Genomic DNA, 26,666 nt, shown 5'->3' with positions numbered 1-26,666 from the left:
TCCATGGAAAATAATCAGCCGATTATCGTAAAGCGCGTCAAGCGCTTTGGCGGAGGGCACCACGGCGGCGCCTGGAAAATCGCCTTTGCCGACTTCGCGACGGCCATGATGGCGTTCTTCCTGGTGCTGTGGCTGATGTCCTCGGCAACGCCTGAGCAGTTGATCGCCATCGCCGGTTACTTCAAGGACCCTGTCGGTTTTTCCGACAGCGGCTCGCCTTACGTGATCGACCTGGGCGGCTCGCCGGAAATGTCGCCGGACCAGACGCTCAACCCTGAAGTCAAATCCACCCCGGCCCCGGACAAGGTGCCGGTGGACGCCGACCAGCAGGAAGCGGCGGCCGAGCAGGTCGAGCAGGAACGCCTGGAAATGCTGCTCCAGGAGCTGCAGACCAAGGTCAACGAGAACCCGCAACTGGCCAAGTTCAAGGACCAGATCCTGTTCGAGATCACCCAGGACGGCCTGCGCATCCAGATCATGGACGCGGAAAACCGGCCGATGTTCGACATCGGGAGTGCGCGGCTGAAACCGTATTTCGAAGACATTCTGCTGGCCATGGCCGACACCATCAAAACAGTGCCGAACAAGGTGAGCATCAGCGGCCATACCGACGCCACGCCGTACGTGGGCAACAACGGTTTCGGCAACTGGGAACTGTCGGCCAACCGCGCCAACGCCGCACGCCGCGCGCTGACCGCGGGCGGGTATCCTGATCCGCAGGTGGCGCGCGTGGTCGGTTTCGCCTCGTCGTCGCTGTACGACAAGGACAACCCGATGAACCCGATCAACCGTCGGATCGACATCACCGTACTGACCAAGAAGGCCCAGGCACGGATCGAGGGCGACCAGAACGCCGGCGGCGCACCCAAGCCAGCCCCGGCACCGGCGCCCACCCCGGCACCGGCTGGCCAGCCAGGCGCCTCGAACGGTTCGGCCCCTGCGGTCGACCCACAGGCCTACGCCCAGCCGCACGAGATCCGGCAAAAGCTGAATATCTTCGATCAAGGGCAGTTGAAGATCGACGAAACCAAGAACTGATAGCCGGTTCAAACGAAAACGCCGCGATGATCGCGGCGTTTTTGTTTTTGCAGCTAATCCACAATCCTTGTGGGACGGCTTGCTGGTGAATGCGATGGGTTACTCTGGCTTAAACCCGGGTTTACCATTGGCTGCACGCCATTCTTTGACTTCTTTCACAATTCCCTCGGGGCTGTCCTCGCGGCCTTCTTCTGGATAAAAAATCAGATCAGATCCGGCAAGGTGTTCAGTAAGCTGTTTGAATAGCAATACGTTTTTAATGTCCTCCTTCTCGGACCTTGGCCACCGTCGCATAGGGCGCGAACTAAATTAAGTAATTCTGCTTCGGTGTAGTCCTAAATGGATGGATTGTTCTTTTTATATGAATGAATATGTGGAGGTTTAGTGGGGTTGCCTATATTTGTCAATGTCGTATCAATCTCACACCTGTATCTAAGCGATAAAGCTTGAGATGTGCGTTTTTGAGAAGGCCCAGCAGACGCTGGGCTTTCTGTTCAGAGTCCTATGGCTTGCTTATAGGGTATTTGTTATCAGTAAGAAAAGCAGGCGCTCTCCAGTTGGGGCCTTTTCTTATGCCGCCGTTGCCGCGCAAAATCAAGCCTTCTTGTTCCATGCTGTCAACGAGCTGTTGTAGCTCTAAGTTATGAGCGAAATGAACCCATTTGTTCAGGCTGTACAGCATGTCCAGCTTTGGATAGGATATAGAGTTGTTGTCTCTGGTGATAAAGAGTATGACGTCTTTCGGAGTTTCTGCTTTCACAATTTCATTGATGTGAGTCATGGTTGCTTTCCGTACTGTTGTTCGTAATAGGCGTCTGTCGCTTCCGATGTGTAAAGCAGGTTGGGGTCGTCCTTCAATTTGAAATCTTCCAGCGTGGCCGTATGGGCATTATTCCATACGTCCCCTTGTACATTGTCTGCGATCCCAAGTGCTCTGTAGCGTTCAAGCTCTCGTATCTCGTGTGTATAGAATCGCTTGTCGATATCTGTTGATTCGATCTCCTTACTGAGGATTTTGCTTAGCCGATCAATCATGACGTCATTGGCTGCAGACGCTTCAAATCTCCCAGTGTGCAGCTTGACCAGATCAATACCTGCTTGAGTTATCGTAGCGGTTTCCCAGTTCAGATCTTGTGTGGGTCCTCCCGCGTTATTGGGGTTATACATTCGTCCGCTATATTTTCCTTTGGTGTCGGCACCCTTGTATGGATTGCTAAACATCACATAGATGGGAGGAAGCCCCGAGTCTATGGGAAAGATGACAATACGGTCGTTGAACGTGACTTCCGCGACTTGAGGAAACGAATCAATTCTCCCCTCAACAGGCATTACGCTTGAGCCGGCAATGACTGTGGGTGTCTGCTCCTCGGATGGTAGCGTAGTCGAACTGCTGCCAGGCGTTTCAGCTGGCGTCCAGATCAAAGTCTTCGACGGAGTTTCGGTGGTTTGAACGCTGTAGGTATTGTTCACCGGATTGTGCGTAGCAGCGACGACCTTTACCGATGAGGACACACCAGACGCGCCGGTACTCACCACGATCAGCTCTGAAACGTCCTGGTCGCCGGTTCTTGAATCCAATCGAAATGGCAGTTCGATCGAGCCCCCAGCCTTGGCGATGGCGTGCAGGTCTTCTTGAGTGTCGGGCAGAATATCCGATAGGGGAGTGCTGAATGAGTAGCTTTGGGGCAGCTCGCCATTGCCTAATTTGGGCGAATAAATCAAAGCCGATACGCCCACGAATAGTCCCGCTCCGACGCTGGCTGCTGCGGCCGTTAACCCCGCGATCGCAGCCCGGATGGCTGCCTGCAAGGTGAGTGTCGCAGTTTCTGCAACGGCGATTATGCCCGACGCTGTTATAAACAACGGTTGCGCAATCGCGACGGCGCCTTTGAAATGGTAAGTATTGGCCATCTTTACAGCTGTGGCCTCGGCCTCCAGCCTGCGCTTCTCTTCTGATGCTCTTTGTTCTTCCGCTGCCAGTCGCTCTTGTTCTTTGGCCTGCCGTTTAGCTTCGGCAGCTGCTTCCTGTTGAGCTTTTTCCTCCGCCTGGCGCTGTGCTTCGGCCGCCAGTGCCTGTTGAGCTTGCGCGACGCCGATTTCAGCGTCGAGAGATGCAGAGAGATGATGGAGAATTTGAATGCTTTCTGTGAGTAACGGTACCTCATGGGCTGCGCTGTAGGATGCGATCCATTGCCTAAAAGGCTCGTCAGGATCCGTGAATCTCCTGATTTTATAGAATTTGTTCACAAAGTCGACGTGGTTACGATTGAGTGGGCTGCTCCCATAAAACGCATTGGCTGTTTGGTGAGCCAGGTGGAGTTCTTCGGTTTTTAAAGTTAGTAGTATGCCTACTGCCGTTCTCTTGCGAATCAGATGCTCAATGGCCGTAAGAGAGATACCGCTGATGGCTGATGCAATTTCACTTTTGACACTGGCGGCGATGTTTTGTCTACGCGTTGCGTAGTCTCTATCCATGGCCTCTGCAGTAGTTCGAACGACGACGTACACCGCAGTACTTGAGTTGGGGTGGCTAAGGTTTACGCGCTTTCCCAATTCTGACATTGATGACACACTGGAGAAGCGCTCGCTCCAAGGCAAGGGTCGCGCCACATAAACCGGTGGCAGAACGGGAGATGCCGGGAAAGGAATTGGCGGCGGTGTGACGGGATCGGGCCGGACAATAATGGGTGGCAAATTGATTTGGTCGGGCATTTTTAACGCTCCTGAGTATTGTTGTTTTATTCCATTTGCAGCAGTGGCGATGGTTTTAAGAGTGCCCTGCTAGCCGTTGATGCATTTCTACGTTGCATAAAAATATGTAGTTCGGCAAACAGTTTTTTAATATTGAATAATGTGTGGTTGTGCGAGTTTCTTTGCTCATATGCTTGAAGAACAGTGCGCAAGAGCCGTTTCGGGCAGTAATGATCAGCGTTGTATTCGTAGCAAATATTTGTTCGACAAGGGGCAGTCGGATTGTTCTCTGATCGTGTCCCGGCGGTCGACCCACAGGCCCAGCCGCACGAGATCCGGCAGAAGCTGAACATCTTCGATCAAGGGCAGTTGAAGATCGACGAGACCAAGAACTGATAGCCGGTTCAAACTAAAACGCCGCGATGATCGCGGCGTTTTTGTTTATATGGGGCGGTGACTGCTACGGGGCTGATCTCACTTCAATAGCTGTCTTCAGGCAAGCTGGCAATGATCGAGCGGTAGCTGTTCATGCGCTGCTGTTGCACGCGGCCGTCTTCCAGGGCCTTGAGCAGCGCGCAGCCTGGTTCGCGGTCGTGCTTGCAGTCGCGGAAGCGGCAGTGGCCGAGCAGGTCGTTGAATTCGATGAAGCCGGCCTCGACGTCGGCGCGGCTGACATGGCCCAGGCCGAATTCGCGAATGCCGGGGGAGTCGATCAGGTCGCCACCGCGGGGGAAGTGGAACAGCCGCGCGGTGGTGGTGGTGTGGGTGCCCTGGCCGGAATATTCCGACAGCGGCCCGACCCGCGTGCCGACTTCCGGCAGCAGGCTGTTGACCAGCGACGACTTGCCCACGCCCGACTGGCCGACGAACACGCTGATGTGATGGTCCAGCTCATCCTGCAACTGTTGCATGCCGTTGCCGTGGTGGGCCGAGACTTCCAGCACCGGGTAACCCAGCGTCCGGTAGACCGCCAGCAGCGCGTTGAGCGCCGGGGCGTTCTGCTCGTCGATGAGGTCGTACTTGTTCAGCAGCAGCAGCGGGCGAATGCCGGCGTGTTCGGCCGCCACCAGATAGCGGTCGATCAGGTTGGCATGGGGCTCGGGCATCGGTGCGAACACGATCACGATCAGATCGACGTTGGCGGCCACCGGCTTGAGCTGGCCTCGGGTGTCGGGGCGGCACAGCTCGGTACTGCGCGGCAGCTGGGCGACGATCACGCCAGTGCCCTGGTTGCCCGCACGCCACACCACCCGGTCGCCGGTGACCAGCGCCGGCAGGTTGGCGCGCAGGTAGCAGCGGAACACCTGACCCGCCAATTCGCCATCCTGCGCCTCGACTTCCACCTGCACGCCGAAATGCGCGATCACCAGGCCCGTCTGCTCGGGCCCCAGGTCGCCGCCTTCCAGCGTTTCCAAGGCTTGCGATTCACGTTTGGCGGCGCGGGCGGCGCGTTCGCCCTGAATCTTTTCGATGCGCCAGTTCTGGCGGCGGTTGAGTTGGCGTTTGGCCATGGGTGTTCAGTGTCTCGTTCTCGGAGTGCAGGATGTTGCTGATTGAGTAAAACGCGCGGAGTCTAGCACGGCTCTTGAGCTAAACTGCGCGCCTACGCTGAGGAGCCGACATATGCAGAACAAGCAGAACCTGATCTGGATCGACCTGGAAATGACCGGTCTGGACCCCGACAACGACGTCATCATCGAAATGGCGACCATCATCACCGACAGCGAACTCAATACCCTGGCCGAAGGCCCGGTCATCGCCGTGCACCAGAGCGATGAAATTCTCGCTGGCATGGACGAGTGGAACACCCGCCAGCACGGTGGCTCGGGCCTGACCCAGCGCGTGCGCGAGAGCACGATCTCCACCGCCGAAGCCGAAGCCATGACCCTGGACTTCATCAAGCAGTGGGTGCCCGAGCGCAGCTCGCCGATCTGCGGCAACAGCATCTGCCAGGACCGTCGCTTCCTTTATAAGCGCATGCCGACCCTGGAAAACTACTTCCATTACCGCAATCTGGACGTGTCGACCCTCAAGGAACTGGCCGCGCGCTGGTCACCGGAGTTGAAGTTCAAGAAGGGCAGCACCCACCTGGCGCTGGACGATATTCGTGAGTCCATTGCCGAGCTGCGGTTCTATCGCGAGCATTTCATCAAAGCCTGACGCGATATCGGCCTCTGTAGGAGCGAATTCATTCGCGAATCGGTCGCATGATCGATGCATTTCTGTCGCCTGCGAGATCATTCGCGAATGAATTCGCTCCTACAGGTCGGTGATCCATTCTTTCTGGCGGGCCTCATGCTGGCGCAACGCCCACTGCACATGCTCGCGCACCATCTCCGACGGGTACCCCAGCCGCGTCTTCAGGGCCTCGATCACCGGGATGCTCGACGGCGCATTGCCCAGCCCCACCGCCAGATTTCTCAACCAGCGCTCGTAACCCGCGCGGCGCAGCGGTGAGCCTTCGGTATTGCTGAGAAAGGTCGTCTCATCCCACAAAAAAAGCGTGGTCAGCTCGGCGTTGTCCAGGCCGTGACGCGGCTTGAAGTCGTTCTGATCGGTGGGCCGGGCAAAGCGGTTCCACGGGCAGACGATCTGGCAGTCGTCGCAGCCGAACACCCGGTTGCCGATCATTGCGCGCAGCTCTTCGGGGATCGAGGTTTTCAGCTCGATGGTCAGGTACGAAATGCATTTGCGCGCGTCGAGCACGTAGGGGCCGACGAAGGCGTTGGTCGGGCAGATGTCCAGGCAGGCGCTGCAGCGGCCACAGTGCTCGGTGGCGTGGGGTTCGTCGGCGGGCAACGGCAGGTCGACAAACAGCTCGCTGAGGAAGAAATAACTCCCGGCCTTGCGATTGAGCACCAGAGTGTTCTTGCCGATCCAGCCCAGTCCGGCCTGTTCGGCGATGGCTTTTTCCAGCACCGGGGCGCTGTCGACGAAGGCGCGAAAGCCAAACGGGCCGATGGCCTGCTGGATGCGCTCAGCCAGTTGCTGCACGCGTTTGCGAATCAGCTTGTGGTAGTCCCGGCCCAGGGCGTAGCGCGATACGTAGGCTTTTTCCGGCTGAGCCAGGCGCTGGGCCATTTGCGTATCGCCGGGCAGGTAGTCCATGCGCAGGGACACAATTCGCAACGTTCCCGGCACCAGTTCGTCGGGATGCGAACGTTTGCTGCCGTGCGCTGCCATATAGTCCATCTCGCCGTGATACCCGGCTTCGAGCCAGCGCTGCAGATGCTGCTCGTGTTCCGCCAGATCCAGCCCCGAGATGCCGACCTGCTGAAAACCCAGCTCGCGCCCCCAGTCCTTGATCGATTGGGCAAGCTCGTTCAGCTCTGCAGCGTTCAAGGACGCAGAGTTTGTGGATGGATCTACAGTAATCGCGGACATGCAAAGAGGACACCGGGGCACAGGTGCGTATAATTCTGCCAGACATCGGAGCCCGAATACGCATGTTGCACAGCAAACCCTCATTACCCGACGCGCTGTATGGCGCAGCGCAGGTGCGCGACCTCGACGCGCGCCTGATCGCCGCCGGCACGCCGGGCTTCGAGCTGATGCAGCGCGCCGCCCACGCGGCATGGCGCGCCTTGCGTCGTCGTTGGCCCGATGCGGGCGAGGTAACGGTGCTGGCCGGACATGGCAACAACGCCGGCGATGGCTACCTGATCGCCGCTCTGGCCAAACGCGCCGGCTGGCAGGTGCGAGTCCTCGCGGTGGGGGCTTGTGCGGTGCTGAAGGGCAACGCCGAGGCTGCCTATAAAGAAGCGCTGGCCGAGGGTGTCAACATCCTGACCTGGCATTCGCAAAACCTGACCGGCATCGTGGTAGACGCATTATTGGGCACGGGGCTCGCCGGCGACGTCCGTCCGCCATACGGTCACGCTATCGAAATGATAAACGCCAGCGGATTGCCGGTGCTGGCGGTGGATATTCCTTCCGGGCTGTGTGCCGATACCGGGCGCGTGTTGGGCGAAGCCGTGCGCGCTGACCTTACCGTGACATTTATCGGGCTCAAGATCGGCCTGTTCACCGGCGATGCGCAGGATAAGGTGGGCGAGCTGGTATTCGACGATCTGCAGGCCGACCCAGCCATCGTGGCGCAGACACCTGCCAGCATCAAACGCTTGGACAGGTTCAACCTGCCGCGCCTGGCACCCCGGTCACGGACCTCGCACAAGGGCGAATTCGGCCGGGCGCTGGTGATCGGCGGCGATCTGGGCTTCGGCGGTGCGGCGTTGCTGTCCAGCGAAAGCGCGCTGCGCTGCGGGGCCGGGATGGTCACGCTGGCGACCCGGCCCGAGCATGTGACGGCAGCTTTGACGCGGTTTCCCGAGGTGATGAGTACGGGCATCCGTTCGGCGAATCAACTGATGGCGCTGATCGAGCCTGCGACTGTGTTGGTGGTTGGTCCCGGTCTGGGGCAAGGCAGTTGGGGGCGGAGCCTGTTGTCGGCGGCGGCCAGCGCCGAGCGTGCGCAAGTCTGGGATGCCGATGCGCTGAACCAGTTGGCGGCGGGATGGGTGAGCCTGCCCGCAGGCTGCGTGATCACGCCGCATCCCGGTGAAGCGGCGCGCCTGTTGGGCGTGACTACAAAAGAGATTCAGGCTGACCGCCCGGCGGCGGTGCGGGCCCTTGCTAAAAAATTTGCTGCCGTATGCGTCTTGAAAGGTAGTGGCAGTTTGATTGCCAGCCCTGACGGCCATGTGGCGCTGGCCGATCACGGGCACCCGGCCATGGCCACCGCCGGGCTGGGCGACGTACTGGCCGGAGTGATCGGCGCACTGATGGCGCAAAAGATGCCCGCATTCGATGCCGCGTGCCTTGCGGTCTGGCTGCACGCCCTGGCGGGCGAGCAATGCGGCGCTGATGGGCGCGGTCTGGCTGCCGCTGATCTGATTCCCGTGATTCGCAAGCTTCTGGAGGAGCAACAACCGTGTCTGAGTTAACCCTGCACCTGGTGGGTGAAGAGGCCATGACGAACTTTGGTGCACGGATTGCCCAAGTCACTGAAAGCAATGGGATTATTTTTCTGGAAGGGGATCTGGGGGCGGGCAAGACGACGCTGTCGCGCGGGATTATCCGGGGTTTGGGGCACACGGGCGCGGTCAAAAGCCCGACCTTTACCCTGGTAGAACCTTACGAAATTGGCAGGAATCGCGCGTATCACTTTGATCTTTACCGACTTGTTGATCCAGAAGAGCTAGAATTCCTCGGCATACGCGATTACTTCGAGGGAGAAGCGCTTTGCCTGATCGAGTGGCCGAATCTCGGTACAGGCTTTTTGCCAAAGCCTGACCTGATCATTACCATTAGGCCGCACGCTGATGGTCGAGCGCTGACACTGAGCCCGCAAAGCTCGCGTGGGCAAGCGTGGTGTGCCGCTTTGGCTTTGGAATTCAAATAGATATGGGGTTAGGTATGCGCATGCGCGCGCTGGTTACTGTAGTAGGACTGTTGCTGACGACATTCGCTCTAGATGCGTTGGCCGCTACACAGGTACGAAGTGTCCGCTTGTGGCGCGCGCCGGATAACACGCGACTGGTGTTCGACCTGTCCGGCCCCGTCCAGCACAGTGTCTTCACCCTGCAGGCCCCGGATCGCCTGGTGATCGACATCAATGGCGCGACCCTGGGCGGCTCGCTGAACGTTGCCACCGCCAACACGCCGATCACCGCCATGCGCTCGGCCCAGCGCACACCGGACGACCTGCGCGTGGTCATCGACCTGAAAAAGGCCGTGACGCCGAAGAGCTTCACCCTGGCGCCGAACCAGCAGTACGGCAACCGCCTGGTGGTCGATCTGTACGACAACCCTGCCGATGCCAATCCGACGCCGACCGTCGCCGACACCCCGGCCACCGTGGCGCCGGCCACGCCTGCCGTGCCGGTCAGCCCGTCCAAGCCTGAAATCAAGTTGCCGCCGGTGCCCAATGGCAAGCGCGACATCGTCGTGGTCGTCGATGCCGGTCACGGCGGTGAAGACCCGGGCGCCTCGGGCGGTCGCGGCCAGAAAGAAAAGAACGTGGTGCTGTCGATCGCCAAGGAGCTGCAGCGCCAGATCAACGCCGAGAAGGGCTACCGCGCCGAGCTGACCCGCACCGGCGACTACTTCATTCCGTTGCGTAAACGCACCGAAATCGCCCGCGCCAAGGGCGCCGACCTGTTCGTCTCGATTCATGCCGACGCCGCACCGTCTTCCGCGGCCTTCGGTGCATCGGTGTTTGCCCTCTCCGACCGCGGCGCGACCTCCGAGACCGCGCGCTGGCTGGCAGACAGCGAAAACCGCTCCGACTTGATCGGTGGTGCCGGTGCCGTGAGCCTGGACGACAAGGACCGCATGCTCGCTGGCGTGCTGCTGGACCTGTCCATGACTGCGTCGCTGACCTCGAGCCTCAACGTCGGCCAGAAAGTCCTGACCAATATTGGCCGCGTGACCCCGCTGCACAAGTCGCGGGTCGAGCAGGCCGGCTTTATGGTGCTCAAGTCGCCGGACATTCCGTCGATCCTGGTCGAAACCGGCTTCATCTCCAACGCCGCCGAAGCCAACAAGCTCGAAGGCACTAGCCATCAACAGGCGCTGGCGCGTTCGATCACAGCGGGCGTGAAGCAGTTCTTCCAGCAGAACCCGCCGCAGGGCACGTACATCGCCTGGCTGCGCGACAACGGCAAGCTGGCCATGGGGCCGCGTGAACACACGGTGCGTCCTGGCGAGTCGCTGAGCATGCTGTCGGCCCGTTATGACATGAGCATGGAAACCCTGCGCAGTGCCAACAAGCTGAGCTCCGACGAGCTGAAAGTCGGCCAGCAATTGAAGATCCCGAGCGCGGAACTGGCGGGTGAGCCATGACCGATCTGTTGCTCGATGAGCAGGGCTTTGACGCGCGCCTGAGCGATGACTCGCCAAGTGCGGTGGCTGCGCGCATCCAGTTGCTCAGCCCACGGCTGGCCAACCAGATTGCGGCGGGCGAAGTGGTCGAGCGTCCTGCGTCGGTCATCAAGGAACTGCTGGAAAACAGCCTGGACTCCGGCGCCCGGCGCATCGACGTCGACGTGGAACAGGCGGGCATCAAGCTGTTGCGCGTGCGCGACGACGGCGGCGGTATTTCTGCGGACGATCTGCCGCTTGCGCTGGCGCGTCACGCCACCAGCAAGATTCGCGATCTGGAAGACCTCGAGCGGGTGATGAGCCTGGGCTTTCGTGGCGAGGCGCTGGCGTCGATCAGCTCCGTCGCGCGTCTGACCCTGACCTCGCGCACCCGTGACGCCGATCAGGCCTGGCAGGTGGAAACCGAAGGCCGCGACATGGCGGCTCGCGTGCAGCCTGCTGCGCACCCGGTCGGTACATCGGTGGAAGTGCGCGACCTGTTCTTCAATACCCCGGCCCGACGCAAGTTCCTCAAGGCCGAGAAAACCGAATTCGATCATCTGCAGGAAGTGATCAAGCGCATGGCGCTGGCGCGTTTCGACGTGGCCTTCCACTTGCGCCACAACGGCAAGACCATCCTCAGCCTGCACGAAGCCCGCGATGACGTGGCGCGTGCGCGGCGGGTGTCGGCGGTCTGCGGGCCGGGCTTTCTGGAGCAGGCGCTGCCCATCGAGGTCGAGCGCAACGGCCTGAAACTCTGGGGCTGGGTCGGTCTGCCGACCTTCTCGCGCAGCCAGGCCGACTTGCAGTATTTCTTCGTCAACGGCCGTGCGGTACGCGACAAACTGGTGGCCCACGCGGTGCGTCAGGCCTATCGCGACGTGCTGTTCAATGGCCGTCACCCGACCTTCGCGCTGTTTTTCGAGGTCGATCCTGCGGCGGTGGACGTCAACGTTCATCCGACCAAGCACGAAGTGCGCTTCCGTGACGGGCGCATGGTCCATGACTTCCTGTATGGCACGCTGCACCGCGCGCTGGGCGATGTACGCCCTGAAGATCAGGTGGCGGGCACTGCGTCGGTTACCGCGCTGGTGCGCCCGACCGGTCCTGAGGCCGGTGAATTCGGGCCGCAAGGCGAGATGCGCCTGGCCAATAACGTGCTGGAAACGCCTCAAGGGCAAGCCTGGAATCCTCCGGCCGGGGCTGCGCCTGGCAGTGGCAGCGGTTCGGGCTATCAATATCAGTACACGCCACGCCCGGCCTCCGTGTTGCCGGTGGCCGAAGCGCAGGCTGCGTATCGCGAATTCTTTGCGCCGTTGCCGGGCACGCCTGCCAGCTCGGCGGCTGCGGGCGCTTCCCTGCCCGAATCCCAAGGCGATATTCCACCGCTGGGCTACGCGCTGGCGCAGCTCAAGGGAATTTACATCCTCGCCGAAAACGCCCACGGCATGGTGCTGGTGGACATGCACGCCGCCCACGAACGGATCATGTACGAGCGCCTGAAGATCGCCATGGCCAGCGAAGGCCTGAGCGGCCAGCCGCTGCTGGTGCCCGAGTCGATCGCGGTCAGCCAGCGTGAGGCCGATTGCGCCGAAGAACACATGAACACCTTCCAGCAGCTGGGCTTCGAATTGCAGCGCCTGGGGCCGGAAAGCCTGGCGATCCGGCAGATTCCGGCCCTGCTCAAGCAGGCCGAAGCCAACCGCCTGGTGCACGACGTGCTGGCGGACCTGATGGAATATGGCACCAGCGACCGGGTGCAGGCGCACATGAATGAACTCTTGGGCACCATGGCTTGCCACGGCGCCGTGCGGGCCAATCGGCGCCTGGCGATCCCGGAAATGAACGGCCTGCTGCGCGACATGGAAAACACCGAGCGCAGCGGCCAGTGCAACCACGGACGGCCGACCTGGACCCAGCTGGGCATGGACGATCTCGACAAACTGTTTCTGCGCGGTCGCTGATGAGTGCTTATCCACCGGCCATCTTCCTGATGGGGCCGACCGCCGCAGGCAAGACCGACCTTGCCATCGAACTGACCAAGGTGCTGCCGTGCGAGCTGATCAGCGTCGATTCGGCGCTGGTCTATCGCGGCATGGACATCGGCACCGCCAAGCCATCAAAAGCGCTTCTGGACAAGTATCCGCACCGTTTGATCGATATTCTCGACCCGTCTGAGAGCTATTCGGCCGCGGATTTTCGCACCGATGCGCTCGAGGCCATGGCCGAAATCACCGCCCGGGGCAAAATTCCCCTGCTGGTCGGTGGCACCATGTTGTATTTCAAGGCTCTATTGGAGGGGCTTGCCGACATGCCGCCTGCCGATCCGCAGGTTCGTGCGCAGCTGGAGGCCCAGGCGGCCAGCCAGGGCTGGCAGGCATTGCATGACGAATTGGCGAGCATCGACCCGGTGTCGGCGGCCAGAATTCACCCCAACGATCCGCAGCGGCTGGTGCGCGCGCTGGAAGTTTATCGGGTCAGCGGGATGAGCATGACCGCACATCGCGAGCAACAAAGTGCGCAAACTGCTCAAGCTGGCGGTTCGGGGCGGCATCAATTGCCCTATACTGTCGCAAATCTTGCGATTGCCCCGGCAGATCGCAAGATATTGCATGACCGGATCGCCCTGCGTTTTCGGCAAATGCTCGATGAAGGATTCGTAGAAGAAGTCGTAGCGTTACGTTCGAGGGGTGACTTGCACTCGAATTTACCGTCTATAAGAGCTGTAGGGTACCGCCAGGTCTGGGATTATCTGGACGGCAACCTGACCCGGGACGAGATGCTCGAACGCGGCATCATCGCCACGCGCCAGTTGGCCAAGAGACAGTTCACCTGGTTGCGAAGCTGGGAAGATTTACACTGGCTGGACAGCCTGGCTTGCGACAATCTGCCACGCACCTTGAAATACCTGGGATCGGTCTCCATATTGAGCTGAGTCCTTGCAATAGCCGTCTATCCTTGGGGGGGTAACGGCCCAAGCCAATGTTTTCAAATTTATTCTATTGATCCTTAAAGGAGTGCGGCACATGTCAAAAGGGCATTCGCTACAAGACCCTTACCTGAATACTTTGCGTAAAGAGAAGGTCGGGGTATCGATCTATCTGGTTAACGGTATCAAGCTGCAAGGCACGATCGAGTCTTTCGACCAGTTCGTCATTCTGCTGAAAAACACTGTCAGCCAGATGGTTTACAAGCACGCCATCTCTACCGTTGTCCCGGTTCGCGCGATTCGTCTGCCTAGCGCATCCGAATCCGAGTCGGGTGACGCTGAGCCAGGTAACGCCTGATAGGAGTCTGCCTTGTTCTTTGAGCGCCACGGTGGTGGTGAGCGGGCAATCCTCGTTCATTTGGATGGCCAGGACCCTGAGGCGCGCGAAGATCCGCAGGAGTTCCGGGAACTGGCTGTTTCGGCAGGTGCCGATATCGTCGCGTTCATCAACGTGCCACGACATCGGCCAACGGCCAAATATCTGGTAGGCAGTGGCAAGGTTGAGGAATTGCGCGATCTGGTCCAGGCCGAAAAAACAGATATCGTCATCTTCAATCACATCCTTACGCCCAGTCAGGAACGTAACCTCGAACGTGTTTTCGAGTGTCGCGTGCTTGACCGTACGGGTTTGATTCTCGACATCTTCGCCCAGCGCGCACGTACCCACGAAGGCAAGTTGCAGGTTGAACTGGCGCAGCTCGAACACATGAGCACGCGTCTGGTTCGCGGCTGGACTCACCTTGAGCGTCAGGGCGGTGGTATCGGCCTGCGCGGCCCGGGTGAAACCCAGCTGGAAACCGACCGCCGCCTGTTGCGGGTGCGCCTGCGGCAGATCAAGAGCCGCCTGGAAAAGGTTCGCAGCCAGCGGGATCAGGCCCGTCGTGGCCGCTCGCGTGCGGACATCCCGACCGTTTCCATCGTTGGCTACACCAACGCCGGCAAATCGACGCTGTTCAATGCGGTGACCGATTCGGACGTCTACGCTGCTGACCAGTTGTTCGCGACCCTGGACCCGACCCTGCGCCGTCTTGAACTGGACGACCTGGGGCCGATCGTGCTGGCCGACACGGTGGGTTTCATCCGCCATCTGCCGCACAAGCTGGTCGAGGCCTTTCGGGCTACGCTCGAAGAGTCGAGCAACTCGGACCTGCTGCTGCATGTGATCGACGCTCACGAGCCCGACCGCATGGAGCAGATCGAGCAGGTGATGGCGGTGCTGGGCGAGATCGGTGCCCAGGACTTGCCGATGCTGGAGGTCTATAACAAACTCGATTTGCTCGAAGGGGTCGAGCCGCAGATCCAGCGCAATGCCGACGGCAAGCCGCAGCGGGTCTGGGTCTCGGCCCGTGACGGGCGTGGCCTGGACTTGCTCAAGCAAGCCATTGCCGAGCTGTTGGGGGATGATCTGTTCATTGGCACCTTGTGCCTGTCGCAACGTTTCGCCCGGCTTCGTGCCCAGTTCTTCCAGCTGGGTGCGGTGCAGAGCGAGGAGCATGACGAAGAGGGCCAGAGCCTGTTGGCGGTTCGTCTGCCCCGAGTTGAATTCAATCGCCTGGTGAGTCGCGAAGGACTGCAGCCGCTGGAATTCATCGAGCAACACACTTTGCAATAAAAGCCTGTACACGCCGTTGTGCGGCACATGCAGGCATTCTGTAGCATTGGTCGGCGCGCCGCGGGCGCGTCTTTGCTTTATCAGATGGAGAGCGCTATGGCTTGGAATGAGCCGGGTGGCAACTCGAACAATCAGGATCCCTGGGGCGGCAAGCGCAAGGGCGGCGACCGCAAGGGGCCACCGGATCTCGACGAGGCCTTCCGCAAGCTGCAGGAAAGCCTGAATGGGTTGTTCGGTGGTGGCAAGAAACGCAGTGGTGATGGCGGCGGCAGTGGCGGCGGTTCGGGCAAGGGCGGCGGCTTCGGCCTGCTCGGCATCGGCCTGGTCGTGCTGCTCGCAATCTGGCTCTACAACGCCATTTATGTGGTCGACGAGCAGGAGCAGGCGGTCATCCTGCGCTTTGGCAAGTACTACGAAACAGTGGGCTCGGGTCTGAACATCTACTTCCCGCCCTTCGATCGCAAGTACCTCGAAAACGTCACGCGCGAGCGTGCGTACAGCAAGCAGGGCCAGATGCTCACCGAAGACGAGAACATCGTCGAGGTGCCTTTGACCGTGCAGTACCGGATCACCAACCTGCAGGATTTCGTGCTGAACGTCGATCAGCCTGAAGTCAGCCTGCAGCATGCAACCGAAAGTGCCCTGCGCCATGTGGTCGGTTCGACCGCGATGGATCAGGTGCTCACCGAAGGTCGTGAGTTGATGGCCAGCGAAATCAAGGAGCGCCTGCAGCGTTTCCTCGATACCTATCGCACCGGTATCACCGTGACCCAGGTGAACGTGCAGAGCGCTGCGGCGCCCCGTGAAGTTCAGGAAGCCTTCGATGACGTGATCCGTGCCCGTGAAGACGAGCAGCGTTCGCGCAACCAGGCCGAAACCTACGCCAACGGTGTGATTCCGGAAGCCCGTGGTCAGGCCCAGCGCATCGTCGAAGACGCCAACGGTTATCGCGATGAAGTCGTCTCCCGCGCCAAGGGTGAGGCCGACCGCTTCACCAAGCTGGTGGCCGAGTATCGCAAGGCGCCGGAGGTCACTCGCGAGCGTCTGTACCTGGACACCATGCAGGAAGTCTTCAGCAATACCAGCAAGGTGCTCGTGACCGGCGACAAGGGTCAGAACAACCTGCTTTATCTGCCATTGGACAAAATGATCGAAAACAGCCGCAGTGGTTCGGCCGCGTCGGGCAGCACAGGCTCGACCGTGATCGCTGATCCGGGTGCGCGGGCTTCCGACGCACAACAGCAACAGACACGCACCAGGGAGACGCGCTGATGAGCAATAAATCTCTGGTAGCCCTGATTGTCTGCGCCGTGCTGGCCGTGGTCGCGTGGAACAGCTTCTACATCGTGTCCCAGACCGAACGCGCGGTACTGCTGCAATTCGGTCGTGTGGTTCAGGCGGACGTTCCGCCCGGCCTGCATGTGAAGGTTCCTTACGTGAACCAGGTGCGCAAGTTCGACGGTCGCCTGCTGACCCTGGACGCCCCGACCCAGCGTTTCCTGACGCTGGAGAAGAAAGCAGTCATGGTCGATGCCTACGCCAAATGGCGGGTGAAGGACGCCGAGCGCTTCTACACCGCGACCTCGGGCCTCAAGCAGATCGCCGACGAGCGTCTGTCCCGCCGCCTGGAATCCGGTCTGCGTGACCAGTTCGGCAAGCGCACCCTGCACGAAGCCGTGTCGGGTGAGCGTGACGCACTGATGGCTGACATCACCGCCTCCCTGAACCGCATGGCGGAGAAAGAGCTGGGCATCGAAGTGATCGACGTCCGGGTCAAGGCCATCGACCTGCCCAAGGAAGTGAACCGCAGCGTGTTCGAGCGCATGAGCACCGAGCGTGAGCGTGAGGCTCGCGAGCACCGCGCCAAGGGTAACGAGCTGGCCGAAGGCATCCGTGCCGACGCCGATCGTCAGCGCCGCGTGCTGCTGGCCGAAGCCTATCGCGAGTCCGAGGAAGCCCGTGGTGATGGCGATGCACAAGCCGCTGCCATCTATTCCAAGGCCTACGGTCAGGACCAGGAGTTCTACGCGTTCTACCGCAGCCTGCGCGCCTACCGCGAAAGCTTCGCGAACAAGAGCGACGTGATGGTGCTCGATCCTGGCAGTGAGTTCTTCCGCTACCTGGAAAAAGCCAAACCGTAATCGCACACGGCAATCGATGACCCCGCCGGGCGGCAAAACCGTCCGGCGGGGTGATCCTGCGCCAAAACGTGTGTATGATGCGGCAGCCGGGAAATTCCCGGCTTTTTTGCGTCTACACGATTGATTGGCCGTGGCGTTGTTCCTGCGCGGCAGTTTTTTCGAGGACAGTGCCCGCAAAGTCGCGGCCTCTCTGGCGCGGGGGTAAATGCCCCGGCATTCGAGGCTTCGCCACGCACTGTCTGCTTCACTCAAGGCCCGCCCGAGGGTTGGCCGCCCGGATCATAGGGGAAAGGCGTAATGGCAACGGTTGACCGCTGGCTGCTGCCGGATGGCATCGAAGAAGTACTGCCGCCGGAAGCTGCGCGCATAGAAGTTGCGCGTCGTCAGGTGTTGGATCTGTTTCAGAGCTGGGGTTACGAGTTCGTCGTCACCCCGCACATCGAATACCTCGAATCACTGCTCACAGGTGCTGGCCAGGATCTGGATCTGCGCACCTTCAAGGTGGTCGACCCGCAATCGGGCCGGCAGATGGGTTTCCGTGCGGACATCACCCCGCAGGTCGCCCGCATCGACGCGCATACCCTGCGCCGTGAAGGTCCAAGCCGCCTGTGCTACGCCGGCAGCGTCCTGCATGCGCAGCCGCGCGCCCTGTCGTCCTCGCGCAGCCCGATCCAGCTGGGCGCCGAGTTGTACGGCGATGCCAGCCCGAGCAGCGATGTCGAAGTCATCAGCCTGATGCTGGCTATGCTTCAACTGTCGGATGTGCCGGATGTGCACATGGACTTGGGGCATGTCGGTATCTATCGCGGTCTGGCCCGTGCGGCCGGCCTGTCGGGCGAAGTCGAGCAGCAGCTGTTCGACGCCCTGCAGCGCAAGGCCATCGATGAAGTCATTACGCTGACCGAAAACCTGCCAGCGGATCTGGCCGGCATGCTGCGCGCGTTGGTCGATCTGTGCGGTGGCCGCGAAGTGCTGGCTGCGGCCCGTGAGCGTCTGGCCAAGGCGCCGGCGCCGGTGATCGAAGCGCTGGACGATCTGCTGGAAATCGCCGAGCGTTTGTCGGCGCGCTTCCCGGATCTGCCGCTGTATTTCGACCTCGGCGAGCTGCGTGGCTACCACTATCACACCGGCGTGGTGTTCGCCGTGTTCGTTCCGGGCGTGGGCCAGTCCATCGCCCAGGGCGGTCGTTACGATGACATCGGTGCCGACTTCGGTCGTGCGCGCCCGGCAACGGGTTTCTCCACCGATCTCAAGACCCTGGTCACGCTGGGGCAGGCCCGGATCGAGCTACCGTCTGGCGGTATCTGGATGCCTGACAGTACCGATGCGGCACTCTGGCAGAAAGTCTGCCAGCTGCGCAGCGAAGGTGAACGCGTGGTTCAAGCGTTGCCGGGCCAGCAGGTCAGCGCAGCGAAAGAAGCCGACTGCGATCGGCAATTGATTCAGCATGGCGAGCTTTGGCAGGTACTGCCGCTGGCCTCTTGAGTTTTCCAGTCGGCCGTGGCCGGCACCCAGTTTGCGTGAATGAGGACAAGTGTTATGGGTAAGAATGTCGTAGTCCTGGGCACCCAGTGGGGTGATGAGGGCAAAGGCAAGATCGTCGATCTGCTGACCGAACATGCTACCGCGGTAGTTCGCTATCAAGGCGGCCACAACGCCGGTCACACTCTGGTGATCGATGGCGAGAAAACCGTTCTGCACCTGATTCCGTCCGGTGTACTGCGCGCCGGCGTGCAGTGCCTGATCGGCAACGGCGTGGTCGTGGCGCCAGACGCACTCATGCGTGAAATCACCAAGCTGGAAGAGAAGGGCATTCCGGTGCGCGAGCGTCTGCGCATCAGCCCGTCCTGCCCGCTGATCCTGTCCTACCACGTGGCGCTGGACCAGGCCCGTGAAAAGGCCCGTGGCGAGCAGAAGATCGGTACCACCGGTCGCGGCATCGGCCCGGCTTATGAGGACAAGGTTGCACGCCGTGGCCTGCGCATCGGCGACCTGTTCCACCGCGAGCGTTTCGCCGCCAAGCTGGGCGAGTTGCTGGACTACCACAACTTCGTACTGGTCAATTACTACAAAGAGCCAGCCATCGACTTCCAGAAGACCCTGGACGAGTGCATGGCCTACGCCGAGCAGCTCAAGCCGATGATGCTCGACGTCACCGCTGAGCTGCACGAGCTGCGTCGCGCCGGCAAGGACATCATGTTCGAAGGCGCCCAGGGCTCGCTGCTGGACATCGACCACGGCACCTACCCGTACGTCACCAGCTCCAACACCACCGCAGGCGGCATCGCCACAGGTTCCGGCGTTGGCCCGATGTTCATCGACTACATCCTGGGCATCACCAAGGCCTATACCACGCGCGTCGGTTCCGGTCCGTTCCCGACCGAGCTGTTCGATGACGTCGGTGCCTTCCTGGCCAAGCGTGGCCACGAGTTCGGTGCGACCACCGGCCGTGCCCGCCGTTGCGGCTGGTTCGATGCCGTGATCCTGCGTCGCGCCATCGACGTCAACAGCATCTCGGGCATCTGCCTGACCAAGCTGGACGTACTGGACGGTCTTGAAACCATCAACATCTGCGTGGGTTACAAGAACGAAAACGGTGCCGTGATCGAAGCGCCAACCGACGCCGACAGCTACATCGGCCTGGAGCCTGTGTACGAAACCGTGCCGGGCTGGAAAGAATCGACCCTGGGTGCCAAGACCCTGGAAGAGCTGCCAGCCAACGCCGTCGCTTACATCAAGCGTCTGGAAGAGCTGGTCGGTGCGCCGATCGACATTATTTCGACAGGTCCGGACCGCAACGAAACCATCATCCTGCGCCATCCGTTCGGTTGATAACTCGTTGAAATGCAAACAAAGGGTCGCTCAGGCGGCCCTTTGTTTTGCCTGCGATTTCCCTCTGTGCATTCCGGCACAACACTTGCTGTAAAAACCGCCAGAAAAGACGCCATCATTTTAGTGGCGCTTGCGCTGGGGGATCTCCTGTGTCGGCCGTTCTGTCGCTTTTTCGCAGCCGCTTGCTGCGGCCCGTATTCATTGCTCTTGGCATTGCCCTTTTGGTGCAGGTGCTGGTGGCGGTCGCTCTTACCCGGAGCACGGTCACTGCGCTGGAATCCGATCTGGCCGCGCGCCTGGGTGTAGATTCGCAACACTTGTCGGGCGAGCTGGAACAGGCCAGCCGCGACGTAACGTCGAGTCTGGACAGCCTTTCGCAAAACACCCGGCAACGTTTGAGCAGCGGGCTGTCGACGCGCCTGAAGGACGAGCAGAAACAACTACGTGCGACGCTGGAGAAGGACCTGAAGGATTCAGCCACCGACATGGCCGAACTGCTGGCAGCCGTTGCCCCTCGCGCCATGTGGGATAACGACACCCCGACGCTTTCCGAATTCGCCCGCCGCGCCCAGCGCAATCCCAACGTGCTGTTCGTGGTCTACGACGACGCCCAGGGCGAGCACCTGACCCGTTACCTGAACCGTGACAGCGATGCGATCAAGGCATTGCTGGCCAAGGGCGAGGGCGAGCGGGCCATGGACAAGGTGCTCAACGCCGCGCAGAAGGATCCGTCGGTGTACTACGTCGAAGCCTCTATCAGCCCGAACGGCGTCGAGATCGGCAAGGTGCGCATGGGGGTCTCCACGGCCACCGTCGAAACCGATCTGGCGGCGCTGGACAAGCGCTTCACCGCGCTGATCGGTAGCGGTGAGCAACTGGTTTCCGAAAGCCTGGGTGGCGCGGCGGCAGAAAGCTCTGGTGCCCTTCGCGCACGGCTGCAAACCGCCCAGGGCTCTGCGGCTGCCATGGCCACCAACACCCGCTCTGCGGTGCAGGAAGCGGCAGAAACGCTGCGGGTGAAAATCGGTGTGGGCCTGGCGTTGGTCGGGCTGGGCGTGTTGATCGTGCTGGCCGTGGTACTGGGCCGTCGCGTGGTGTTGCGCATCCAGTTGCTCAACCGCGCGCTGGATGATCTGGCGGCGGGCGAGGGCGACCTGACCAAGCGGGTCAAGCTCAACAGCAATGATGAAATCGGCGACATGGCCGCCGCGGTGAACCGTTTTGTCGACAAACTGCAGCCCATCGTGCGCGAAGCGGGGGATGTGGCGCAGCAGACCGGCGTAGAGATCGGTGCCATGAGTAAACGCAACGCTGGTGCTGATGCGGCCGCCGAGCTGCAGCGTGATGAAGTGGCCGCCAGTCTGCAGGCGCTGGCGCAGATGGCTGACGAAGCCCAGGCCGAAAGCAAGGCCATGCAGGCGGCGTTGCAGCAGGTGGTCGACATTCGTCAGGCTACCGACGAGAACACCCGCACCTCTAATCAGGTGGGTAGCCTGATCGAGGCGCTGGCCGGACAGGTCGAAAACGGTGCGCAGGTCATCGAGCGACTGGCTCAGCAGAGTGAACAGATCGAAGTGGTGCTGGAAGTGATCCACGGCATCGCCGAACAGACCAACCTCCTGGCGCTCAACGCGGCCATCGAGGCGGCGCGGGCGGGGGAGACCGGCCGCGGGTTTGCCGTGGTGGCCGATGAAGTGCGCGCGCTGGCCAGCAAGACGCAAAGCTCCACCGGCGACATTCAGGAGCACATCGCCAAGTTGCAGTCAGGCGCCAAGGAAGCTGTCGCGACCATTGGCCTGGCCGGGCGTCAGGCCAAGGAAGGTCTGGCCGTATTGCGCGACAGCGCGCGCCTGCAGCAGAGCGTGCAGACCTCGGTCGAGCAGGTTCACGCGGCCATCGGTTTGGCGACTCGTGCGGCCGAGCACCAGGCTCAGGGTGCGCAGGCGGTGCGTGGGCGGGTGGAAGTGATTCACGCCCAGGCCGAGAAGGCGGCGCAAAACGTGGTGGCGGCCACCGCCAGCGGAAAGGCGCTGGACAAGCTGGCGGCGCAGTTGAAGGCGAGCCTGGGGCAGTTCAGGGCTTGATGGGATTTTCGTAGCAGTCCGGCGTGCCGGCGGCGCTGATCTTGATATCGCTGCCGCCGGCAAGCCGGACTGCTACGGAGATATCGGTGTTGCTGCAAAGGTTTTACAAACCCCAGAAAGCACAAAACCGAGCACTTGGCTCGGTTTTGTTTATGTATGGTGCCCAGGAGAAGACTCGAACTTCCACGACCGTAAGGTCACCAGCACCTGAAGCTGGCGTGTCTACCAATTTCACCACCTGGGCATGGCGCTGATTTAATTAGATTTTTCGTTTTTGTGCAACATAAATTTGAGAAATTTTACTCAGGCGCTGATTTTTGACTGCAGGCGTGAGCTTGCTCACGAATGCGATCCGTCTCCAGAAGATGAATGGAGTACGAGAGCAAGCGAAGTCCCGCAGGAATTTCATCGTTATCAGGTGCGTGATCTACGCTTGGAGTGTTTCGGCAGGGCGGGATTTTCAAACCCTGAAAAGCACAAAACCGAGCACTTGGCTCGGTTTCGTTGAATTGGTGCCCAGAAGAAGACTCGAACTTCCACGACCGTAAGGTCACCAGCACCTGAAGCTGGCGTGTCTACCAATTTCACCATCTGGGCAAAGCGTTGATTTCATTCAGTTTTCTGTATGATTTCAACTACAACTTGGCGTCTGCCGTCGTTGTGGGGCGCATCTTACGGATGAGATTGGGGGCTGTAAACCCCCAAAGCGAAATTTTTTTTTAAATAGCGAAAAGTCCCAGCAAACGCTGCCTTCGCGTTTCAATCGGGTATATGCCAAACTAATTGCATACAGATAAGGTGAACTCATTCTAATGGCCGATTGGCAGTCCCTCGATCCCGAGGCCGCTCGTGAAGCGGAAAAATACGAAAACCCCATCCCTAGCCGCGAGCTGATCCTGGCGCAGTTGTCCGAGCGCGGGTCGCCCGCTGCCCGTGAAGAGCTGGTCGCCGAGTTCGGCCTGACCACCGAAGATCAGATCGAAGCCCTGCGCCGCCGTCTGCGCGCCATGGAGCGCGACGGTCAGCTGATCTACACCCGCCGCGGCACCTACGCGCCGGTGGACAAGCTCGACCTGATCCTGGGTCGCATCAGCGGTCATCGCGATGGCTTCGGCTTCCTGGTGCCGGACGACGGCTCGGACGACCTGTTCATGAGCCCGGCGCAGATGCGCCTGGTGTTCGATGGCGACCGCGCCCTGGCTCGCGTATCGGGCCTGGATCGGCGTGGTCGTCGCGAAGGCGTGATCGTCGAGGTCATCTCCCGCGCCCACGAAACCATCGTCGGTCGCTACTTCGAAGAGCAGGGCATCGGTTTCGTCGTTGCCGACAACCCCAAGATCCAGCAGGAAGTGCTGGTCACCCCGGGCCGTAACGCCAACGCCAAGATCGGTCAGTTCGTCGAGGTGAAAATCACCCACTGGCCGACGCCGCGCTTCCAGCCGCAAGGCGATGTGATCGAAGTCGTGGGCAACTACATGGCGCCGGGCATGGAAATCGACGTCGCCCTGCGTACCTACGATATTCCCCACGTCTGGCCAGAAGCGGTGCTCAAGGAAGCCGCCAAGCTCAAGCCGGAAGTGCAGGAAAAGGATAAGGAACACCGCGTCGACCTGCGCCATCTGCCGTTCGTCACCATCGACGGCGAAGACGCCCGCGACTTCGACGACGCGGTGTACTGCGAAGCCAAACCGGGCAAATTGCGTCTGTTCTCCGGCGGCTGGAAGCTGTACGTGGCGATCGCCGACGTTTCCAGCTACGTGAAGCTCGGCTCGGCGCTGGATGCCGAAGCCCAGGTGCGCGGCAACTCGGTGTATTTCCCTGAGCGCGTGGTGCCGATGCTGCCTGAGCAGCTGTCCAACGGCCTGTGCTCGCTCAATCCGCTGGTCGACCGTCTGGCGATGGTCTGCGAGATGACCATCTCCAAGTCCGGCGAAATGACCGATTACGTGTTCTACGAGGCAGTGATCCATTCCCATGCGCGTCTGACCTACAACAAGGTCAGCACCATCCTGGAACACCCGAAAACCGCCGAAGCCAAGAAGCTGCGCGCGCAGTACGGCGAAGTGGTGCCGGACCTCAAGCAGCTGTATGCGCTGTACAAGGTGCTGCTCGGCGCGCGTCACACCCGTGGCGCGATCGATTTCGAGACCCAGGAAACCCGGATCATCTTCGGTTCCGAGCGCAAGATCGCCGAAATTCGTCCGACCCAGCGCAACGATGCGCACAAGCTGATCGAGGAATGCATGCTGGCGGCCAACGTGGCCACCGCTGAATTCCTCAAAAAACACGAGATTCCTGCGCTGTACCGCGTTCACGACGGCCCGCCGCCGGAGCGTCTGGAAAAACTGCGCGCCTTCCTCGGCGAGCTCGGCCTGTCCCTGCACAAGGGGAAGGACGGTCCGACGCCGAAGGACTATCAGGCGCTGCTGGAAAACATCAAGGACCGTCCGGATTACCACCTGATCCAGACCGTCATGCTGCGTTCGCTGAGCCAGGCGGTTTACACCTCGGACAACAACGGCCACTTCGGCCTGAATTACGAGGCGTACACCCATTTCACCTCGCCGATCCGTCGCTACCCTGACCTGCTCACTCACCGGGCGATTCGCAGCGTCATCCATTCCAAGCAGAACACCCCACACGTCCGCCGTGCCGGTGGTTCGACCATTCCGAAGGCGCGCATCTATCCGTACGATGAGGCCGCGCTGGAGCAACTGGGCGAACAATGCTCGATGAGCGAGCGCCGTGCTGACGAGGCCACGCGTGACGTAACCAACTGGCTCAAGTGCGAGTTCATGAAGGATCGCGTGGGCGAGTCGTTCCCGGGCGTGATCACGGCAGTAACCGGCTTTGGCCTGTTCGTCGAGCTGACCGATATCTACGTCGAAGGCCTGGTGCACGTCACTGCGCTGCCGGGCGATTACTACCACTTCGACCCGGTTCATCACCGTCTGGCGGGCGAGCGTACTGGCCGCAGCTTCCGCCTGGGTGACACCGTGGAAGTGCGGGTGATGCGCGTCGACCTGGACGAGCGCAAGATCGACTTCGAAATGTCGGAAAAGGCCGCGGTTTCGCCAACGGCCCGCAAGCGCAAGGCTGCAGAGCCTGCGCCGGCACCTGTTGAAAAGGCGAAGGAGAAGGCGCCTGCCTCTCGCCCGAGCCGCCGCGCCGCCAAGGAGCCGGTCGTCGAGGCGTATCGCGCCAGTGATGCTGCCGCGAAGAACGCTGAAGTGCGCAAGAGCCGGGAAATGAAGAAAGCGCTGCTGGCTGAGGCCAAGAGCGGCGGCAAGTCGAGCCGCAGCGAGTCTGCGTCGTCCGGCAAACCCAGCAAACACCGCAAGGGTCCGTCCAAGTCGGGCTCGGCGTCTGCGCCCAAGAGCGGCGGGGCGCGTAAACCCAAGGCCAAGTCATGAGTCAGCTGGAAAAAATCTACGGCGTGCATGCCGTGGAAGCGTTGTTGCGTCATCACCCCAAGCGGGTCAAGCAGATCTGGCTGGCGGAAGGGCGCAGTGATCCTCGCGTTCAGGTGCTGGTCGATCTGGCCGGGCAGAACCGCGTGCCGGTCGGCCAGGCCGAGCGCCGTGAAATGGACGCCTGGGTCGAAGGCGTGCATCAGGGCGTGGTGGCGGAAGTCAGCCCGAGCCAGGTCTGGGGCGAGGCGATGCTCGACGAGCTGCTGGATCGCACCGACGGCCCGCCGCTGATTCTGGTGCTGGACGGCGTGACCGACCCGCACAACCTCGGCGCCTGCCTGCGTACCGCCGATGCGGCCGGTGCGCTGGCGGTGATCGTGCCCAAGGACAAATCCGCGACCCTGACGCCGACTGTTCGTAAAGTGGCGTGCGGTGCGGCCGAAGTGATTCCGCTGGTGGCCGTGACCAACCTGGCGCGCACCCTGGAAAAACTTCAGCAGCGCGGCCTGTGGATCGTCGGCACGGCGGGCGAAGCCGAGCAGGAACTGTATCAACAGGACCTGACCGGCCCGACCATCATGATCATGGGCGCCGAAGGCAAGGGCATGCGCCGCCTGACCCGCGAGCACTGCGATTACCTGGTGCGTCTGCCGATGGCCGGCAGCGTCAGCAGCCTCAACGTGTCGGTGGCGACCGGCGTCTGCCTGTTCGAAGCCATGCGTCAGCGCTCGGCCAAGGCTGCCGCGAAGAAGTGAATTCAACGCAATCTCTGTAGGAGCGAATTTATTCGCGAAGGTGGTCCAGACGACAGAAATGTGTCGGGCTGTTCGGGCCATTCGCGAATGAATTCGCTCCCACAGGTTCGGGCCGCGGTCGTTACAACTTCGCTGCTCAAATATTCACCAATTTCCTTGCGCCGCCTCCGGCCCTTCTCTACAATTGCGCCCCTTGCTGTCATGGCAGGTGCGCATGTGCCTGTCCCTGTGCAAGATAAACCAGTGTTTT

General features: G+C 60.9%; 20 protein-coding genes, 2 tRNA genes and 2 pseudogenes. 17 read left to right on the top strand and 7 right to left on the bottom strand.

Annotated elements, in window-relative coordinates:
- Positions 1-3: 3 nt before the first annotated feature.
- Positions 4-1,038, top strand: a complete 1,035-nt coding sequence (gene motB / locus AC1MEK_RS22390; RefSeq protein WP_480398462.1) for a flagellar motor protein MotB — start codon at positions 4-6, stop codon at positions 1,036-1,038.
- A gap of 99 nt (positions 1,039-1,137) precedes the next feature.
- Here motB and AC1MEK_RS22385 read toward each other — a convergent pair.
- The 4 genes and pseudogenes from AC1MEK_RS22385 to rsgA all read right to left on the bottom strand — a co-directional run.
- Positions 1,138-1,275, bottom strand: a pseudogene (locus tag AC1MEK_RS22385) (bacteriocin immunity protein); the annotation flags it as partial.
- Between the two features lie 265 nt (positions 1,276-1,540).
- A complete protein-coding gene (locus tag AC1MEK_RS22380) occupies positions 1,541-1,819 on the bottom strand; it encodes a hypothetical protein (RefSeq protein WP_480398461.1) in 279 nt (92 codons plus the stop codon).
- On the bottom strand, positions 1,816-3,750 hold the full coding sequence (locus AC1MEK_RS22375; RefSeq protein ID WP_480398460.1) for an S-type pyocin domain-containing protein: 1,935 nt from the start codon (positions 3,748-3,750) through the stop codon (positions 1,816-1,818). The genes AC1MEK_RS22380 and AC1MEK_RS22375 overlap by 4 nt, the downstream gene beginning before the upstream one ends.
- Positions 3,751-4,208: 458 nt before the next feature.
- On the bottom strand, positions 4,209-5,240 hold the full coding sequence (gene rsgA, locus AC1MEK_RS22370; RefSeq protein WP_480398459.1) for a small ribosomal subunit biogenesis GTPase RsgA: 1,032 nt from the start codon (positions 5,238-5,240) through the stop codon (positions 4,209-4,211).
- A gap of 112 nt (positions 5,241-5,352) precedes the next feature.
- Here rsgA and orn point away from each other — a divergent pair, with 112 nt between their 5' ends.
- Entirely contained in the window at positions 5,353-5,889 is a 537-nt protein-coding gene (gene orn / locus AC1MEK_RS22365) for an oligoribonuclease (protein ID WP_480398458.1), read from the top strand.
- Between the two features lie 99 nt (positions 5,890-5,988).
- On the opposite strand, the gene queG is transcribed toward orn, so the two are convergent.
- Positions 5,989-7,113 (bottom strand): tRNA epoxyqueuosine(34) reductase QueG, encoded by a 1,125-nt coding sequence (queG, locus tag AC1MEK_RS22360; protein ID WP_480398457.1) that lies wholly within the window; start codon positions 7,111-7,113, stop codon positions 5,989-5,991.
- 62 nt (positions 7,114-7,175) lie between these two features.
- On the opposite strand from queG, the gene AC1MEK_RS22355 reads away from it, so the two are divergent.
- The 13 genes and pseudogenes from AC1MEK_RS22355 (at position 7,176) to AC1MEK_RS22295 (ending at position 22,248) form a co-directional block, all read left to right on the top strand.
- Positions 7,176-8,672 carry an NAD(P)H-hydrate dehydratase gene (locus tag AC1MEK_RS22355; protein WP_480398456.1) on the top strand — a complete coding sequence of 499 codons (1,497 nt, stop codon included), beginning with the start codon at positions 7,176-7,178 and terminating at the stop codon, positions 8,670-8,672.
- Positions 8,660-9,130, top strand: coding sequence for a tRNA (adenosine(37)-N6)-threonylcarbamoyltransferase complex ATPase subunit type 1 TsaE (gene tsaE / locus AC1MEK_RS22350; protein WP_480398455.1), 471 nt, complete (start codon positions 8,660-8,662; stop codon positions 9,128-9,130). The genes AC1MEK_RS22355 and tsaE overlap by 13 nt, the downstream gene beginning before the upstream one ends.
- A 2-nt stretch (positions 9,131-9,132) precedes the next feature.
- Positions 9,133-10,572: an N-acetylmuramoyl-L-alanine amidase gene (locus AC1MEK_RS22345; RefSeq protein WP_480398454.1), complete on the top strand. Its 1,440-nt coding sequence runs from the start codon at positions 9,133-9,135 to the stop codon at positions 10,570-10,572.
- A complete protein-coding gene (mutL, locus tag AC1MEK_RS22340) occupies positions 10,569-12,554 on the top strand; it encodes a DNA mismatch repair endonuclease MutL (protein ID WP_480398453.1) in 1,986 nt (661 codons plus the stop codon). Before AC1MEK_RS22345 ends, mutL begins: the two co-directional genes overlap by 4 nt.
- Entirely contained in the window at positions 12,554-13,525 is a 972-nt protein-coding gene (miaA, locus tag AC1MEK_RS22335; protein ID WP_480398452.1) for a tRNA (adenosine(37)-N6)-dimethylallyltransferase MiaA, read from the top strand. The genes mutL and miaA overlap by 1 nt, the downstream gene beginning before the upstream one ends.
- A 91-nt stretch (positions 13,526-13,616) precedes the next feature.
- On the top strand, positions 13,617-13,877 hold the full coding sequence (gene hfq, locus AC1MEK_RS22330) for an RNA chaperone Hfq (RefSeq protein WP_480398451.1): 261 nt from the start codon (positions 13,617-13,619) through the stop codon (positions 13,875-13,877).
- A gap of 12 nt (positions 13,878-13,889) precedes the next feature.
- Positions 13,890-15,191: a ribosome rescue GTPase HflX gene (hflX, locus tag AC1MEK_RS22325; RefSeq protein WP_480398450.1), complete on the top strand. Its 1,302-nt coding sequence runs from the start codon at positions 13,890-13,892 to the stop codon at positions 15,189-15,191.
- 96 nt (positions 15,192-15,287) lie between these two features.
- Positions 15,288-16,463: an FtsH protease activity modulator HflK gene (gene hflK, locus AC1MEK_RS22320; protein ID WP_480398449.1), complete on the top strand. Its 1,176-nt coding sequence runs from the start codon at positions 15,288-15,290 to the stop codon at positions 16,461-16,463.
- Entirely contained in the window at positions 16,463-17,332 is an 870-nt protein-coding gene (hflC, locus tag AC1MEK_RS22315; protein ID WP_480398448.1) for a protease modulator HflC, read from the top strand. The genes hflK and hflC overlap by 1 nt, the downstream gene beginning before the upstream one ends.
- A 297-nt stretch (positions 17,333-17,629) precedes the next feature.
- Complete coding sequence (locus AC1MEK_RS22310) at positions 17,630-18,817, top strand: ATP phosphoribosyltransferase regulatory subunit (RefSeq protein ID WP_480398447.1); 1,188 nt, start codon at positions 17,630-17,632, stop codon at positions 18,815-18,817.
- Positions 18,818-18,871: 54 nt separating this feature from the next.
- On the top strand, positions 18,872-20,164 hold the full coding sequence (locus AC1MEK_RS22305) for an adenylosuccinate synthase (RefSeq protein ID WP_480398446.1): 1,293 nt from the start codon (positions 18,872-18,874) through the stop codon (positions 20,162-20,164).
- Between the two features lie 485 nt (positions 20,165-20,649).
- A pseudogene (locus tag AC1MEK_RS22300) lies at positions 20,650-21,342 on the top strand (methyl-accepting chemotaxis protein); the annotation flags it as partial.
- Positions 21,343-21,363: 21 nt separating this feature from the next.
- Complete coding sequence (locus AC1MEK_RS22295; RefSeq protein ID WP_480398538.1) at positions 21,364-22,248, top strand: methyl-accepting chemotaxis protein; 885 nt, start codon at positions 21,364-21,366, stop codon at positions 22,246-22,248.
- A 157-nt stretch (positions 22,249-22,405) separates the two neighbouring features.
- On the opposite strand, the gene AC1MEK_RS22290 is transcribed toward AC1MEK_RS22295, so the two are convergent.
- Both AC1MEK_RS22290 and AC1MEK_RS22285 read right to left on the bottom strand, forming a co-directional pair.
- Positions 22,406-22,492 (bottom strand) — tRNA-Leu (locus tag AC1MEK_RS22290).
- 266 nt (positions 22,493-22,758) lie between these two features.
- Positions 22,759-22,845 (bottom strand) — tRNA-Leu (locus AC1MEK_RS22285).
- Positions 22,846-23,060: 215 nt separating this feature from the next.
- Between AC1MEK_RS22285 and rnr the strand changes: the two genes are divergently transcribed.
- Both rnr and rlmB read left to right on the top strand, forming a co-directional pair.
- Positions 23,061-25,661 carry a ribonuclease R gene (gene rnr / locus AC1MEK_RS22280; RefSeq protein WP_480398445.1) on the top strand — a complete coding sequence of 867 codons (2,601 nt, stop codon included), beginning with the start codon at positions 23,061-23,063 and terminating at the stop codon, positions 25,659-25,661.
- Positions 25,658-26,416 carry a 23S rRNA (guanosine(2251)-2'-O)-methyltransferase RlmB gene (gene rlmB / locus AC1MEK_RS22275; protein ID WP_480398444.1) on the top strand — a complete coding sequence of 253 codons (759 nt, stop codon included), beginning with the start codon at positions 25,658-25,660 and terminating at the stop codon, positions 26,414-26,416. The genes rnr and rlmB overlap by 4 nt, the downstream gene beginning before the upstream one ends.
- The last annotated feature ends 250 nt before the right edge of the window (positions 26,417-26,666 follow it).

The sequence above is a fragment of the Pseudomonas sp. 2 genome (assembly GCF_056627435.1).
This window is presented reverse-complemented; position numbering and strand designations above follow the sequence as displayed.

Excerpts from the sequence above, each read along its gene's own strand:
- AC1MEK_RS22305 (WP_480398446.1), top strand. The coding sequence starts at position 18,872 with ATGGGTAAGAATGTCGTAGTCCTGGGCACCCAGTGGGGTGATGAGGGC.
- hflK (WP_480398449.1), top strand. The coding sequence starts at position 15,288 with ATGGCTTGGAATGAGCCGGGTGGCAACTCGAACAATCAGGATCCCTGG.
- queG (WP_480398457.1), bottom strand. The coding sequence starts at position 7,113 with ATGTCCGCGATTACTGTAGATCCATCCACAAACTCTGCGTCCTTGAAC.
- AC1MEK_RS22295 (WP_480398538.1), top strand. The coding sequence starts at position 21,364 with ATGGCCGCCGCGGTGAACCGTTTTGTCGACAAACTGCAGCCCATCGTG.
- orn (WP_480398458.1), top strand. The coding sequence starts at position 5,353 with ATGCAGAACAAGCAGAACCTGATCTGGATCGACCTGGAAATGACCGGT.
- motB (WP_480398462.1), top strand. The coding sequence starts at position 4 with ATGGAAAATAATCAGCCGATTATCGTAAAGCGCGTCAAGCGCTTTGGC.
- AC1MEK_RS22375 (WP_480398460.1), bottom strand. The coding sequence starts at position 3,750 with ATGCCCGACCAAATCAATTTGCCACCCATTATTGTCCGGCCCGATCCC.
- AC1MEK_RS22380 (WP_480398461.1), bottom strand. The coding sequence starts at position 1,819 with ATGACTCACATCAATGAAATTGTGAAAGCAGAAACTCCGAAAGACGTC.
- hfq (WP_480398451.1), top strand. The coding sequence starts at position 13,617 with ATGTCAAAAGGGCATTCGCTACAAGACCCTTACCTGAATACTTTGCGT.
- mutL (WP_480398453.1), top strand. The coding sequence starts at position 10,569 with ATGACCGATCTGTTGCTCGATGAGCAGGGCTTTGACGCGCGCCTGAGC.
- miaA (WP_480398452.1), top strand. The coding sequence starts at position 12,554 with ATGAGTGCTTATCCACCGGCCATCTTCCTGATGGGGCCGACCGCCGCA.
- rsgA (WP_480398459.1), bottom strand. The coding sequence starts at position 5,240 with ATGGCCAAACGCCAACTCAACCGCCGCCAGAACTGGCGCATCGAAAAG.
- rnr (WP_480398445.1), top strand. The coding sequence starts at position 23,061 with ATGGCCGATTGGCAGTCCCTCGATCCCGAGGCCGCTCGTGAAGCGGAA.
- AC1MEK_RS22310 (WP_480398447.1), top strand. The coding sequence starts at position 17,630 with ATGGCAACGGTTGACCGCTGGCTGCTGCCGGATGGCATCGAAGAAGTA.
- AC1MEK_RS22345 (WP_480398454.1), top strand. The coding sequence starts at position 9,133 with ATGGGGTTAGGTATGCGCATGCGCGCGCTGGTTACTGTAGTAGGACTG.
- AC1MEK_RS22355 (WP_480398456.1), top strand. The coding sequence starts at position 7,176 with ATGTTGCACAGCAAACCCTCATTACCCGACGCGCTGTATGGCGCAGCG.
- hflC (WP_480398448.1), top strand. The coding sequence starts at position 16,463 with ATGAGCAATAAATCTCTGGTAGCCCTGATTGTCTGCGCCGTGCTGGCC.
- rlmB (WP_480398444.1), top strand. The coding sequence starts at position 25,658 with ATGAGTCAGCTGGAAAAAATCTACGGCGTGCATGCCGTGGAAGCGTTG.